The following is a 12844-nucleotide window of genomic DNA, read 5'->3' as shown; positions in this document are numbered from 1 at the left end:
GGCGCCTCAGCGGCTGCGCACCGGAAGGGGCCGCGCCGGTGCGGCCGCGGCGTCGGGCTGCGGGTCCTTGCCGGCGAAGGAGAAGACGAAGGCCGCCGCCGCCAGGGCCGCGCCGGCGCTGAAGACCCAGACCAGCCGCTCCGGTTCGGTGCCCAGCAGGGCGACGGAGGCGGTGCCGAGGGCGGTGGCGCCGAACCGTACGAGGTTGAAGAGCCCCAGCCCCGCGCCCGTACGCCCCGCCCGGGACCGGGACGCGCCGGTCGCCGCCGGGGTCTGGATGAACGCCACCCCCGCGCCCAGCGCCAGCAGCGCCGCGACCAGCGGTGGCGCGGCCCCGTGCCACCCGGCGACGGCGGCCAGTGCGCCGAGCCCCGCGAGCAGCGTCAGCAGTCCCCCGCGCATGGCGGCCCGGCCGCCGAACCGCTCGGTCGCCCGCCCCGCGACGGGCGCGAGGGACGCCATGGCCAGCGGCAGCGCGAGGACCACCAGCCCGGTGGTGCCCTCCGGCATGCCGTGCGTCTCGACCAGGTAGACCGGCGCGGCGAGCAGCGTGGCCCCCAGCGCGTACATCTGCGCGGCGGCGGCGAACGACGAGCGCAGATACCGCACTTCGATCAGGTGCCGGGGCCGCAGGAAGGCCCCCGGCCGGCCCCGCTCCACCCACAGGAACGCGGCCAGACACAGCAACCCGGCGCCGGCGAGCCCCCACACGGCGGGGGAGCCGATGCCCTGCGACGGCACCGCGGAGGTGGCGGCCAGCACCAGGGCGGCACCGCCGGTGACGGTGAGCGCGCCGCGCCAGTCGAGGCGGGTACGGGCGGGTGGTTCCGGCGGTCTGGGGAGCAGCAGCCGGCCGCCGAGCACGACGAGCGCGGACAGCGGCACGATCTGCCAGAACACCGCGCGCCAGCCCAGGAACTCCGCGAGCAGCCCGCCGGTCGTCGGCCCGAGCGCCTGCCCGGCGCCGTTGGCCGCCGCCCACAGCGACAGCGCCCGCCCGCGCCGCTCCTCCCCGAGCACCTGTACCACCAGCACCATCACCACGGGCAGCACGGGCGCGGCGGCGAGTCCCTGCAGCATCCGGAAGGCCACCAGAATCGGCAGGCTCGGCGCCAACGCGGCCCCGGCGGAGCCGACCAGCACGCCGGACATCGCCCAGCACAGGACGCGGCGGTGGCCGAACCGGTCGCCGAGCCAGCCGGAGACGGGCATGAGGGCGGCCAGGGTCACGGGGAAGGCGGTGGCGACGAGCACACCGCGGCTGAGGGGGGCGTCGAGGTCGGCGAGGATCGAGGTCATCGGGACGTTGACGACGGTGTTGGCCATCGTGGTGGTCACGGTGGCGGTGAGCACGGGGAGCAGGCCCCACCGGCTGGGCCGGCGGGCGGGGGTGGTGGCCGAGGCGGTCCTGGCAGGGGGCACGGCGGCCGGTACGGACTCGGCGGCGGGCGCGGGCGCAGCCCCGCGCCCGGGCCGTGTCGCCGGTGACGGCGCCTCCTCCGGGGCGGCCTGCCGCGTTGCGGCGCCGCGGCGCCACGGGCGGACGCGCCTCATGGGCGTACGGCCGCCGTCAGTTCGACCTCCACCGGCGCCCCCGAGGGCAGCGACCGGACCCCGATCGCCGACCGCACCGGCAGCCCCGCTTCGGGCGCGGCCTCGCGGAGCCCCGCGGTGGCGCCGTCCGCGACGGCCGACAGATCGGTGAACCCGTCGACGCACGCCACGTACACCGTCATCCGCAACAGCCGCCGCAGCCGCCCCGCGTCGCCATCAAGCGCCGCGACGATCGCCGCGACGGCGTTACGCGCCGCGAGCCCGGCGGCGTCCCGGGCCACCGCGGGGCCGATGTCGCCGCCGACGAGCCCGGTGACGGTCAGCCGCCCGCCGGCCCGCGGCGTCATCCCCGCGCTGAGCGCGAGCCCGCCGTCGACGACGGCGGCCCGGTAGTCCCCCTGCGGCACGGGTGCGGCGGCCCCGGCCCCCGTTCCCGTACCGCCGGAGTCCCCGGCCCCCGGCACCGGAACCCCGGACTCCTCCGTCTCCGGCGCCGTATTCCCGGACACCGCACCTCCCTCAGACACCGAGCGCCACCCCGTCCTGCCGCGGGTCCGCGCCGCCCAGCAGGCAGCCCCGTTCCGTGTCCGCGGTGATCACCATGGCGCTGCCGCCCGCGCCCCACGGCCCCGAGTCGGTGACCGCGTGTCCGCGCTCCCGCAGCTCCGCCAGCACCGCCGCCCCCAGCCGCGACTCGCACCGCAGCTCCTCCGGCTGCCCGATGACGTCCGCGTCGCTGCCCGGGTGGATGAAGAACCGCGGTGCCTCCACCGCCGCCTGCGGGTCGAGGCCGTGGTCCACCAGGTGCGAGATGAGCTGCGTGTTCCACTGCACCTGGCCGTCGCCGCCCGGGGTGTTCCCGACGTGCTCCAGAGCGCCCGCCGCGTCCGTGACGACCCAGGCGTTCAGCGTGTGCAGCGGCCGGCGGCGCGGGTGGACCGCGTTGGGGTGGCCGGGTATGAGGTACGCGCCGCGGCCCAGGCGGTTGTTGAGCAGCACGCCGGTGCCGGGGACCGTGACCTTGGAGCCGAACGTGAACGCCAGCGAGTGGATGTAGCTCACCGCGCGCCCCTCCGCGTCCACGGCGACCATCGACGTCGTGTCGCCGTCCGCGGGCCCCGCCGCACCCGGCGGCGCCTCGCCGCGCGCGAGGCGTTCGCGCGCCGCGGCGACCGCGGCAGGCGTGAGCGTCTCCCGCCACACCTCGGTGTCGCTCGCGCAGCACTCCACGCGGTCCGCGAAGGACAGCCGGGCCGCCGACGCCAGCAGGTGCACGGCGTCGGCGCCCAGCGGGGCGAGGGCGCCGAGGGTGCCGTCGCAGAGGGCGAGTTGCTGGAGGGCCATCCAGCCCGGGGTGGGGGGCGGGGTCTGGTGCACGGTACGGCCGCGGTATTCGGTGCTGATCGCGCTCTGCGGCGCCACATCGCCGCAGAGCGCCCACTCCTCGCCGCTGAACGGTGCGCCCGCCGCGCGCAGGGCGGCTGTCGCCCGCTCCGCGAACGCGCCGGTGTAGAAGGCGGCGGGGTCCGCGGCGAGGGTGCGTATCGTCGCGGCCAGGTCCGGCTGCGCCAGCCGGTGGCCGACGGCGGGCGGGCGGCCCGCGGGCAGCAGGTTCGTGAGCGCGTCGGCGTCGGCGGCGAGGAGTCGCTGCTCCTCCGCGATGTCGCGCCGGGTCTTCGCGGTGCAGGGCAGGCCGCCGTCGGCGGCGCGGGCCGCGGGGGCCCACAGCTCGGCGAGCTCGCGGGTGGCGCCCGCGGCGTGCAGGGCGGCGAGGGCGGCGGGCGCGCCGGGTACGGCGACGGAGAGCGGGCCGGCGAGCGGCACGGCGTCGTGGCCCTGGGCCGCGTAGAAGTCGAGGTCGCCGCCGTCGGGCCCGTAGCCGCTGCCGGAGACCGTCCACACCCGGCCGTCCGGCTCCCGTACGACGGCGAAGGCGTCGCCGCCGATGCCGCACTGGCCCGGCAGCGCGAGCCACGACATCGCGGCCATCGCCAGCGCCGCGTCCACGGCGTTGCCCCCGTCGCGCAGCACGGCGGCGCCGGCGAAGGTGACGGCGGGGTGCGCGCTCGCGGCCATGCCGCCGGCGGAGAGCACGGGGGTACGGGGCGGGCGCTGCTGCTCAAGCTGCTGCTGGACGGACGGCTGCTGCGACTCGTACGACTCGGCCATGCGGCGAGTATCCGCCCGGGGGTACCGAAGATCCATGTGCAATCTGCCCCCGGATCCGGCGACCTCCTTGTGCGCCCCGCACATTCCGGACCCCCGGCAACGGCCGGGACCCCGCCGGGAAACGATGCGGAAACTCCGGGGTCTTCCCGCCCGCACAGTGCACAAATAATGTGCCGGACAATGTGCACCCTCCCCCTGTGGCCTGGCAGAAACGGTCGCCAGAGTGCCGCACAACCATCGGACTTCGGCCGTCCGGCAGCAGTGCCGGGAGCCGGGTAGGGAGTGCGGACGTGGAGCTGACTGCTGCGCACTGGACGTATCTCGCGGGGGTTGTCGTCATCATCGGCGTGATGATCGCGCGGCGTAATGTCGTCGTTCCCGCGGTCGTCGCCACCTTTTTCACGGCCTGGTTCTACAGCGGCAGCCTCGTCAAGGGGCTGGCCGCGATCTTCTCCGCGAGCCTGACCGCGGCCGGGGAGCTTTTCAGTATTTTCCTCATCATCGCCCTCATCACCGCGCTGCTCGGCGCGATGCGCGCGATGGGTGCGGAGCGGCGCATGGTGGTGCCGTTCCGTGCGCTGATGCGCAACGGGCGCATGGCGTTCCTGGCTCTCGCCGGCGTCACGTACTTCATCAGTCTGTTCTTCTGGCCCACGCCCGCCGTGCCGCTGATCGGCGCGATCCTGCTGCCCGCGGCGATCCGGGCCGGGCTGCCGGCGGTGAGCGCGGCGGCGGCCATCGCCATCGCGGGGCAGGGCATGGCGCTGTCCAGCGACTACGTGATCCAGGTGGCGCCTGGACTGTCCGCGAAGGCGGCGGGGGTGGAGACCTCCGCGGTCGCGGACCGGGCGATGGTGCTGTCGGTGATCACCGGGGTGGTGGCGCTGACGCTGGTGTATCTGAAGGGGCGGCGCTCCTTCGGCACGGTCAGCGAGGAGCACCGACTGCGCTGGGAGGCCGAGGCGGAGGCGGTGTCCGCGGACGGCGGGGGAGAGTCCCTCGGCGGTACGGGGGCGGGGCGCCCGGCGCGTACGGCGGCGGCGTCCGGCGGGTCCGCGGGGACGGCGACGAAGCTGCTCAGCCCGCCGGGGGGCGCGGGGCCGGGCGGCAGCGGAACCGATTCTGCTACCGGCTCCGGCTCCGGCTCGGGTACGGACCGCCAGCCGGACTCCGCGCCCGGCCCCGACTCCTGCGACACCCCCGGCGTACCCGTGCGCCGCTCCCGCGCGTTCGCCCTCATCGTGCCGCTGACCTTCGCCGCCATCGTCGGCTACATGCTCCTCGGCAAGTTCACCGGCGCCGTCACCGAGGTCCAGGGCGGCGAGGCCGCCGGGCTCGTCGGCGGGGTCGCGATGCTGCTGCTCTTCGCCGCGGTGTTCTGCACCGACGGCAAGGACGGCCTGACCACCGCCGCGGACCACGTCGTCGACGGGCTCGTCTTCGCGTTCAAGGCCATGGGCGTCGTCGTGCCCATCGCCGGGTTCTTCTTCCTCGGCAACGTCGACTTCATCACCCAGATCACCGGCGTGCAGGACGACGATCCGCCGGCGCTGCTCTTCGACCTCGTCACCGCCGTCGACCAGTACATCCCCGACGTCGGCTTCATCGTGGCGTTCGCCATCCTGATCATCGGCATGATCACCGGCCTGGAGGGCTCCGGCTTCGCCGGCCTGCCGCTGACCGGCTCGCTCTCCGGCTCCCTCGGCCCGGCCGCGGACGTCGACCCGGCGACGCTGGCCGCCGTGGGGCAGATGGGCTCGGTGTGGACCGGGGGCGGCGTGCTCATCGCCTGGTCCTCGCTGCTGGCGGTCGCGGGGGTGGCGCGGGTGCCGGTGCAGGAGATCGTCCGGCACTGCTTCGTGCCGGTCGTCGCCGGTCTGGTGACGGCCACCGCGCTGGCGACCGTCCTCTTCTGACGCCCGCCCGGGGCGTACCCGGTGGCGAAGCCGGCGACGGTCCCGGCACAGTGCACAGAGATTCCGCACAGGGCTGTGCACAAACACCATCCTCGACTCCCCCGCACGCTGCCTACTTTGGTGGCACACGGACCGCGGAAAGGACGCAGCAGATGACCGAACTGCTCTCTAGAGACGAATTCCGCAGCGCGCTCGAAGAGGCCATCAAGGGCCGCGAGGCGAAGAACGCCTCCTTCAGTACCGCGTGGGCGGAAGGGCAGCTCAAGCGCGAGCACTTCGCCCGCTGGGCGGAGAACCACTACCACTACGTCGGCCCGTTCGCCGACTACCTGGGATACATCTACGGAAACACCCCGGACGAATTCACGGGCGCCAAGGACTTCACGCTCCAGAACATGTACGAGGAGGAGCTGGCGGACATCCGCCACACCGACCTCCTCATCCGCTTCGCGGAGGCGTGCGGCACCACCAAGGAGCGCATCGAGGACCCCTCGAACATGAACCCCGTCACCCGCGGCCTGCAGTCCTGGTGCTACGCGGTCGCCATGCGCGAGCACTTCGTGGTCGCCACCGCCGCGCTGGTCGTGGGCCTGGAGTCGCAGGTGCCGAGCATCTACAAGAAGCAGATCGTGCCGCTGCGGGAATCGTACGGATTCACCGAGGACGAGATCGAGTTCTTCGATCTGCACATCACCTCGGACGTGGTGCACGGCGAGCGCGGATACCAGATCGTGCTCGACCACGCCGACACCCCGCGGCTCCAGCAGCGGTGTCTGCAATTCGTCCGCTGGGGCGCGGAGATGCGCTACTCGTACACCCAGGCGCTCTACGACCACTACGTCCGGCCGGACCTGGAGCCGGCCGCGGCCGCCGCCTGAAAGGACCGCGGGCCGGCAGACGGCGGCGGCCGGACGCGACATTCCGGCCGCCGCCGTCTCTTCATATCCGGAGGAGCACATGTCCGAATGGACGCGGGTCGCCGAACTCACCGACGTGAGCCGGCGGAGAAATAAGCTGGTGGCGCTCGGGGAGGAGCGGGTCGCGCTCTTCTACGCCGACGGCGAGGTGTTCGCGTTCCGCGACGCCTGCGTGCACAAGGGCAAGTCGCTGGCGCGCGGCACCGTGCTGCACGGCCGGGTCGTCTGCCCGGGGCACCAGTGGGCGTTCGACCTGCGCACCGGGCAGGCGGACGACCGCGAGGAGTGCCAGCCGCGGTACGAGGTACGGGTCGCGGACGGCGGCGTGTGGCTGCGTCCGGCGGCCCTCGCGGGCTCCGCCGCGGTGTCCCCGGCCGCCGCTGCCGCACCCGCCCGCATACCGGCCGCACCGGCGAACTCCGTACCCCCGTCCGCCACTCCGCCGTCCGTCCCGTTCCCGGTCCCACCCACCGCCGCCACCCAGGAGTGACCCATGCCCGACACCCCCAGGAGCGTCGTCGTGATCGGCGCCAGCCAGACCGCGGCCGTCGCCGCGCGCACTCTGCGCCGGCGCGGCTTCGACGGCGGCATCGTCCTCGTCGGCGACGAGCCGCACGCCCCGTACCAGCGGCCCCCGCTCAGCAAGGAGCTGCTGGAGGGCGCCGCCGACGACTCCGACGCGGCGCTGCTCTCCGAGCAGTGGTGCCGCGACAACGCCGTCGAACTGCGCCTCGGCACCGCCGCCCGGCGCATCGACACCGCCGCGGGCGCCGTGGAACTGGCCGACGGCACGACCGTCCCCGGCGACCGGTTCCTCCTCGCCACCGGCGCGAGCGCCCGGCGGCTGCCGGGCGTGGCGGAGGACGACGAGCGGATCGTCCACCTCCGCGGGCTGGACGACGCGCTGCGGCTGCGCTCGCTGCTGCGCCCCGGCGGCCGGCTGGTGATCGTCGGAGCGGGCTTCGTCGGCTCGGAGGTGGCCTCGACGGCGCTGGCCCGCGGGGTGCGGCCGGTGGTCATCGAGCAGGCCGCGGTGCCCCAAGCGCGGGTCCTGGGCGAGGAGATGGGCCGCTTCTGCGCGGACGTCCAGCGCGCCGCGGGGGTGGAGCTGCACACCGGCGAGACCGTCGCGTCGGTACGGACCGGGCCCACCGGCGTCGTCGTCACCACGGAGTCCGGGCTGCGGGTCGAGGGGGACGCGGTGGTCGTCGCGGTCGGCGCGGTGCCCAACACCGCGGTGGCGCGGGCCTCGGGGGTCGCGGTGGAGAACGGCGTCCTCGTCGACGAACACTGCCGCACCAGCGTCCCGGGCATCTTCGCCGCGGGCGACGTGGCCAACCACCGGCACCCGCTGTACGGGCGGTGGGTGCGGGTGGAGCACTTCGACAACGCGAACAAGCAGGGAATGGTGGCGGCGAAGAACATCCTGGGCCGGACGGCGGTGCACGGGGAGCCGCACTGGTTCTGGTCCGATCAGTTCGGCCTCAACCTCCAGCACGTCGGGCACGCACGGGCGTGGGACCGGCTGGTGGTCCGCGGCTCGGTGGCGGAGCGCGACTTCACCGCTTTCTACCTCGAAGAGGGCGTGCTGCGGGCCGCGTTCGCGGCGGAGCGCGGCGGGGACGTGAGGGCGGCGAAGGAACTGATCGCGAGGGGCGCGGCGCCGGACCCGGCGCGGCTGGCGGACGAGGACGCGGACCTGGCGGAGCTGGCGGAAGAGGCGGCGGCGGAGCCGGCGCTGGCGGGAGGAAACTGACGATGCCCGACACCGGGAACGCGACGTACGTACGGGTCGCCCGCTCCGGCCAGGTCCCGGAGGGAGTGGTGCGCCGCTTCTTCGTCGGCGACAAGGAACTGGCGGTCTCCCGCTTCGAGGGCGAGGTCTACGCGAGCGCCAACTACTGCACGCACCTGGCCTGCCACCTGTCGTCCGGCAAGGTCACGGAGGACGGGCTGCTGTGCTCGTGCCACGGCAGCGTCTTCGACTTCGCCACGGGGGAGCCGCTGTCGCCGCCCGCGGTGAAGCCGATCAAGGTGTACGAGGTCCGGGAGGAGAACGGGGAGATCCTGGTGGCGGGGCTGGAGTAGGAGAAGGGGAGGGGGCGCGGGCGGGCCGAGGCGACACCGGGTGCGTGCTGTCGGGCCGCCGCCCCCGCGCTAGCGGGCCGGCGCTCCCCGGCCGTCCGGGAAGCGGGTCACGTAGCGGCGCTGCCACGGGGTCTCCACCGCACGGCGGTGGTAGTGCTCCCGTACGTACGCCACCGCCCGGCCCGCCGGGACGCCGTCCAGCACCGCGAGGCACGCCAGCGCCGTTCCCGTACGGCCCACCCCGCCGCCGCAGGCGACCTCGACCCGCTCCCCCTCCGCCCGCTCCCACGCCTCCCGCAGCGCCGCCTCCGCCGCGCCGCGGTCGGCCGGCAGGCGGAAGTCGGGCCACCGGACCCAGCGGCTCTCCCACGCCGTCTCCGGCGCGGGGCCGCCCAGCAGGTACACCCCCAGCTCCGGGTCCTGCCCCGCGGGCGCCGGCTTGCGCAGCCCGCGCCCGCGCACGTACCGCCCGGACGGCAGCCGCATCACCCCGGCCCCGGTGGGCTCCCACGTCTCGCTCATGCCGCCGAGCGTAGCCGCGGGAGCCCGTCCGCCGGGGGCGTACGCCCTTCTGCCCGGCCCCTTACTGCCTGATTACTGCCTGACGGCGATGCGCGCCGGCGACGGCGGCGCCAGCGGGGCCTCGGGCGAGCTGGCGTTCTGCAGGTACGTGACCAGTGCCGCGGTGTCCGTCACGTCGCCGCCCTGGCGGCCCGTACCGTCCTTGAACGCCGTGAACCCGTCACCGCCCTCGGCGAGGAACTCGCTGACGGTGACCCGGTACTCCCGGTCCGCCACCACCGGTTCGCCCGCCACCCGCACGCTCGCCGCGTCGAGCCGCGCGCCGCCCTCGCGGCGCAGATCCACCGCGTACGACAGCTCCGCAGACGGCTGGAGGAACCGGGGGCTGTTCTCGTTCGCGCCGGAGAAGCCGTTCCGCAGCGCCTCGACCAGCTGCCCTCGGGACCTTCCGGGGACGCCCGGGTCAGCTCCAACTGCCGGTCGTAGTCCGCCTGGTCGAAGAACTCCGACTGCTTGTCGCCGTCCTCCGCCTGTTCGGAGGCCGCGGGGTCGTCGGCCAGGATGCTGCGGCGCCCGCCGGTACCTCCAAGGGCGACGACGTGAAGACCCGCCACCTGGTCGACGCCGCCAGGGCCGCCGGGGAACCCGCACCTCGTCTACATCTCCGTCGTCGGCGCCGACCGCACCCCGGTCGTCAGCGGCCTCGACCGCGCGATGTTCGGCTACGTGGCCGCGAAGCGCGCCTCCGAGGAGATCGTCGCCGGATCCGGCCTGCCGTGGACGACGCTGCGCGCCACCCAGATCCACGAGCTGACGCTGAAGACGGCCCGCGCGATGGCCCGCATGCCGGTGCTCCCGGCCCCCTCCGGCTTCCGCATCCAGCCGATCGCCGCCGCGGAGGTCGCCGACCGCCTGGCGGAACCGGCGCTCGCCGAGCCCGCGGGCTCGTGGCGGAGAGGGGCGGCCCGCGCACGTACGACATGAAGGACCTCCTCCGCGGCTACCTGAAGGCCGCGGGCCGGCGCCGCCCGGTCATGCCGATGCGCATGCCGGGCAGGGCGGCGGCGGCCTTCCGCGCGGGCGCCGACCTGACCCCCGAGCACGCGGTGGGACACCGGACGTGGGAGGACTTCCCCGCCGCGGCGACGGCGGCGGACTGACTCCCCTCCCCGCTCCCCCGGGGGGCCGGCCACGAGACGTACGGGCAGGCGGCAGGGAGACTGACGATCTCGCCCCCGTCATATTCGATCATTTGCTGTGCCGAACCCGCGTGAATAGGAAAGATCGAAAAACAGGAGCATTTCCGCCTGCCCGTGAGCGGTCGGTCAGGCGCCTTGCTGGCGTCAACTGGGCGGCTCTATGATGAGAGGGCTCCACCGGGCCGGGGTGGAGCGTTTTGGGGGGCACGTGCTGAATTCCGTGGTGGCCACCTTGATTGGTGGCGGGATCGCCTTCGTATCCGCGTACTTCACGCTTCGAAGAACCCAGAAGTTCCAGCAATGGAACGACCGTTCGCTTTCGCTCCTTCCGTTACAGCAGAACGCCATTCAGAAAGTCTGGTCGGCACTGCTGAGAGCGAGACTCCACGAACCCCTGTCCGAGGAGGAGCGGCAGGAGGTCCTGGGCCTGACGATCTGGCTCCCGCCGGACCTCAGAGTCCTGTGCATCCGCGCCCTCGGCGACGAGAACTCGATCGCACCGGCGCAGGAGCGGCTGACCGAGTACGTGAAGCAGATCGAGAGCGGGAAGAATGGCTGACGAAGAACTCCAGAGCGCACTCGACCAGTACGAGCAGGACGCGGAGTCCCGCCGGAGGGACATCCTCCAGACGCTGGAGCAGGAGCCGCCGGACGTCGTCCAGTCCGTCGACATGACCACCGTCGTCCTGACCATGAACCCCAAGATGCTGCCGCACGAGGACATCGACGCCGAAGTGCTCCTCGGCAGCATCGAGGAGAAATTCCACCTGAATATCGATCCGCCGGAAGTCCTCTCGCATGTGCGCGAGATCAGCGAAGCCTCCGAGTGGTCGAAGCTGGAGATCCTGAAGTTCGCGCTGCGGCAGAAAGACCTCGACTTCTCCCGCGGCCGGGTGTCGATCGGCCGGAACAGCTACGTACCGATCACCGCGGTGTCGGTGACCAGCGAGAAAATCCTCGTGATGGTCGACGGCCGCACGGAGATCGGCGAGTACGTGGCGGCGGAGGTATTCGAGAGGATGTGGCGCGCGGCGGGCGTACCGAAGCGCTGGGAGAGCCGCGAAGTCCAGGAGAACATCCAACTCAAGTCGTACGGCACCCTCACCCGGGTCAACCTGGGCTGCGACCTGCTCACGCTGCTGGCCCCGTCCTTCGTCGGCTTCCTGGACAGCAACCTCCGCGACGGGATGGCGGCGGAGATGATATCCCGGTCGAGCCACGACAGCTTCGCGGCACCGGGGGAGGTGGTGTCGACGTTCAACGTGGACGAACTCGACTTCAAGGTGAACGTCTTCGACCAGCGCACGGGGCGTGCGGAACAGTCGATGATCAAGCTCAGCGTGATGAACCGGGACGACATGGGACGCGGGGTCTTCAACTTCTTCACGGAGCTGCCGACGGAGCGGCACTTCGAACTGGTGGAGCGGATGGCGTCGGTGGTCCAGAAGGAACGGGACACGCGGGCCTGAGCCACGCGCCGTTCGTCACCGGGGCCGCCACTATGTTGGGCGGCACCGGTGACACTGGTGATGTCGGGGGTACCGGAAGTACTGGCGGCACCTGCGGCACTGGCAGCACCGGCGGCTAGGAGGCGGTTCATGTACCGGGGCGAGGACCCTCGTCAGGTGATCGACAACACGGTCCCGCACTCCGCGCGGGTGTGGAACTACCTCCTCGGTGGCAAGGACCACTACCAGGCCGACCGCAGAGCGGCCGACGCGTACAAGGAGACCTTCCCCCAGATCACCGACATCGCGCGCACGGACCGCGCGTTCCTGGGCCGCGCCGTGCACTACCTGGCCGCGGAGGCCGGGATCCGCCAGTTCCTCGACATCGGCACCGGGCTGCCGACGATGAACAACACCCACGAGGTCGCGCAGCGGGCGGCGCCGAGCGCGCGCATCGTCTACGTCGACAACGACCCGATGGTCCTCACCCACGCCCGCGCCCTGCTCACCTCCACCCCGGAGGGCACCTGCGACTACATCCACGCCGACCTCCGCAACCCCGAGGCGATCGTCGAGGGCGCGGCGGATTCGCTGGACTTCACCCGCCCGGTGGCGCTCACACTGCTGGGCATCCTGCACTTCCTCCGCGACTACGACGAGGCCCGGAGGGCCGTCCGCCACCTGCTGCAAGCGGTGCCGCCGGGCAGCTACGTGGCCCTCACCCACGCGACGCTGGACCCGTCCCTGGGCGGTACGGAGGTGGCGGCCCAGAACCGGCGGGCGCAGGACGAGTACAACGCGTCGGCGGCGGTGCCGCTGACGCCGCGGACGCGGGAGGAGATCGCGGGGTTCTTCGAGGGGCTGGAGGTGATCGAGCCGGGGGTGGTGACGATGAGCAGGTGGCGGCCGGAGGCGGGGGCGGAGGGCGTGCCGCCGGCGGTCTTCGGGTATTGCGGGGTGGGTCGGACGGGGTAGGTGCGGGGGCGGGGTGTCTGCCGCCGCGGGGGAAGGGCGCTGAAGGCGCGGGGGGC

15 protein-coding genes are annotated in these 12844 nt (G+C 73.5%); 10 read left to right on the top strand and 5 right to left on the bottom strand.

The window, feature by feature from the left end; translation table 11 throughout:
* Window positions 1-6: 6 nt before the first annotated feature.
* From ABGA99_RS35630 to ABGA99_RS35620, 3 genes are read right to left on the bottom strand one after another with little or no spacing between them, the layout of a single operon-like run.
* Window positions 7-1554 carry an MFS transporter gene (locus ABGA99_RS35630; protein WP_347578609.1) on the bottom strand — a complete coding sequence of 516 codons (1548 nt, stop codon included), beginning with the start codon at window positions 1552-1554 and terminating at the stop codon, window positions 7-9.
* Window positions 1551-2063, bottom strand: a complete 513-nt coding sequence (locus tag ABGA99_RS35625) for a RidA family protein (RefSeq protein ID WP_347578610.1) — start codon at window positions 2061-2063, stop codon at window positions 1551-1553. Before ABGA99_RS35625 ends, ABGA99_RS35630 begins: the two co-directional genes overlap by 4 nt.
* A gap of 10 nt (window positions 2064-2073) precedes the next feature.
* Window positions 2074-3723, bottom strand: a complete 1650-nt coding sequence (locus ABGA99_RS35620) for a gamma-glutamyltransferase (RefSeq protein WP_347584241.1) — start codon at window positions 3721-3723, stop codon at window positions 2074-2076.
* A 290-nt stretch (window positions 3724-4013) separates the two neighbouring features.
* Here ABGA99_RS35620 and ABGA99_RS35615 point away from each other — a divergent pair, with 290 nt between their 5' ends.
* From ABGA99_RS35615 to ABGA99_RS35595, 5 genes are all read left to right on the top strand, one after another.
* Complete coding sequence (locus ABGA99_RS35615; RefSeq protein ID WP_347584240.1) at window positions 4014-5639, top strand: hypothetical protein; 1626 nt, start codon at window positions 4014-4016, stop codon at window positions 5637-5639.
* A 152-nt stretch (window positions 5640-5791) separates the two neighbouring features.
* Window positions 5792-6517, top strand: a complete 726-nt coding sequence (locus tag ABGA99_RS35610; RefSeq protein ID WP_125935606.1) for an iron-containing redox enzyme family protein — start codon at window positions 5792-5794, stop codon at window positions 6515-6517.
* A gap of 79 nt (window positions 6518-6596) precedes the next feature.
* Window positions 6597-7046, top strand: coding sequence for a Rieske 2Fe-2S domain-containing protein (locus ABGA99_RS35605; protein WP_347578613.1), 450 nt, complete (start codon window positions 6597-6599; stop codon window positions 7044-7046).
* Between the two features lie 3 nt (window positions 7047-7049).
* Window positions 7050-8312: an FAD-dependent oxidoreductase gene (locus ABGA99_RS35600; RefSeq protein ID WP_347584239.1), complete on the top strand. Its 1263-nt coding sequence runs from the start codon at window positions 7050-7052 to the stop codon at window positions 8310-8312.
* Between the two features lie 2 nt (window positions 8313-8314).
* A complete protein-coding gene (locus ABGA99_RS35595) occupies window positions 8315-8644 on the top strand; it encodes a non-heme iron oxygenase ferredoxin subunit (RefSeq protein ID WP_027741247.1) in 330 nt (109 codons plus the stop codon).
* 69 nt (window positions 8645-8713) lie between these two features.
* Here the strand turns inward: ABGA99_RS35595 and ABGA99_RS35590 are convergent, their stop codons facing one another.
* Entirely contained in the window at window positions 8714-9166 is a 453-nt protein-coding gene (locus ABGA99_RS35590) for a protein-tyrosine phosphatase family protein (protein ID WP_347578615.1), read from the bottom strand.
* A 72-nt stretch (window positions 9167-9238) separates the two neighbouring features.
* Window positions 9239-9817 (bottom strand): 5'-nucleotidase C-terminal domain-containing protein, encoded by a 579-nt coding sequence (locus ABGA99_RS35585; protein WP_347584238.1) that lies wholly within the window; start codon window positions 9815-9817, stop codon window positions 9239-9241.
* 9 nt (window positions 9818-9826) lie between these two features.
* Here ABGA99_RS35585 and ABGA99_RS35580 point away from each other — a divergent pair, with 9 nt between their 5' ends.
* The 5 genes from ABGA99_RS35580 (at window position 9827) to ABGA99_RS35560 (ending at window position 12788) form a co-directional block, all read left to right on the top strand.
* Window positions 9827-10150, top strand: coding sequence for a hypothetical protein (locus ABGA99_RS35580; RefSeq protein ID WP_347578628.1), 324 nt, complete (start codon window positions 9827-9829; stop codon window positions 10148-10150).
* The gene (locus ABGA99_RS35575) at window positions 10147-10326 is read left to right on the top strand and encodes a hypothetical protein (RefSeq protein ID WP_347578617.1); all 180 of its coding nucleotides are present in this window, start codon (window positions 10147-10149) and stop codon (window positions 10324-10326) included. The genes ABGA99_RS35580 and ABGA99_RS35575 overlap by 4 nt, the downstream gene beginning before the upstream one ends.
* 247 nt (window positions 10327-10573) lie before the next feature.
* Complete coding sequence (locus ABGA99_RS35570; RefSeq protein WP_347578618.1) at window positions 10574-10924, top strand: hypothetical protein; 351 nt, start codon at window positions 10574-10576, stop codon at window positions 10922-10924.
* Window positions 10917-11834 (top strand): hypothetical protein, encoded by a 918-nt coding sequence (locus tag ABGA99_RS35565; RefSeq protein ID WP_347578619.1) that lies wholly within the window; start codon window positions 10917-10919, stop codon window positions 11832-11834. Before ABGA99_RS35570 ends, ABGA99_RS35565 begins: the two co-directional genes overlap by 8 nt.
* A gap of 156 nt (window positions 11835-11990) precedes the next feature.
* Complete coding sequence (locus tag ABGA99_RS35560) at window positions 11991-12788, top strand: SAM-dependent methyltransferase (protein WP_347584237.1); 798 nt, start codon at window positions 11991-11993, stop codon at window positions 12786-12788.
* Window positions 12789-12844: the final 56 nt, after the last annotated feature.

The sequence above is a fragment of the Streptomyces sp. B5E4 genome, from assembly GCF_039871555.1.
Lineage (GTDB): Bacteria > Actinomycetota > Actinomycetes > Streptomycetales > Streptomycetaceae > Streptomyces.
This window is presented reverse-complemented; position numbering and strand designations above follow the sequence as displayed.

What these genes read in the sequence shown, in the direction of transcription:
- ABGA99_RS35630 (WP_347578609.1), bottom strand. Translation starts at nt 1,554, where the DNA reads ATGAGGCGCGTCCGCCCGTGGCGCCGCGGCGCCGCAACGCGGCAGGCC.
- ABGA99_RS35620 (WP_347584241.1), bottom strand. Translation starts at nt 3,723, where the DNA reads ATGGCCGAGTCGTACGAGTCGCAGCAGCCGTCCGTCCAGCAGCAGCTT.
- ABGA99_RS35610 (WP_125935606.1), top strand. Translation starts at nt 5,792, where the DNA reads ATGACCGAACTGCTCTCTAGAGACGAATTCCGCAGCGCGCTCGAAGAG.
- ABGA99_RS35605 (WP_347578613.1), top strand. Translation starts at nt 6,597, where the DNA reads ATGTCCGAATGGACGCGGGTCGCCGAACTCACCGACGTGAGCCGGCGG.
- ABGA99_RS35600 (WP_347584239.1), top strand. Translation starts at nt 7,050, where the DNA reads ATGCCCGACACCCCCAGGAGCGTCGTCGTGATCGGCGCCAGCCAGACC.
- ABGA99_RS35595 (WP_027741247.1), top strand. Translation starts at nt 8,315, where the DNA reads ATGCCCGACACCGGGAACGCGACGTACGTACGGGTCGCCCGCTCCGGC.
- ABGA99_RS35590 (WP_347578615.1), bottom strand. Translation starts at nt 9,166, where the DNA reads ATGAGCGAGACGTGGGAGCCCACCGGGGCCGGGGTGATGCGGCTGCCG.
- ABGA99_RS35575 (WP_347578617.1), top strand. Translation starts at nt 10,147, where the DNA reads ATGAAGGACCTCCTCCGCGGCTACCTGAAGGCCGCGGGCCGGCGCCGC.
- ABGA99_RS35565 (WP_347578619.1), top strand. Translation starts at nt 10,917, where the DNA reads ATGGCTGACGAAGAACTCCAGAGCGCACTCGACCAGTACGAGCAGGAC.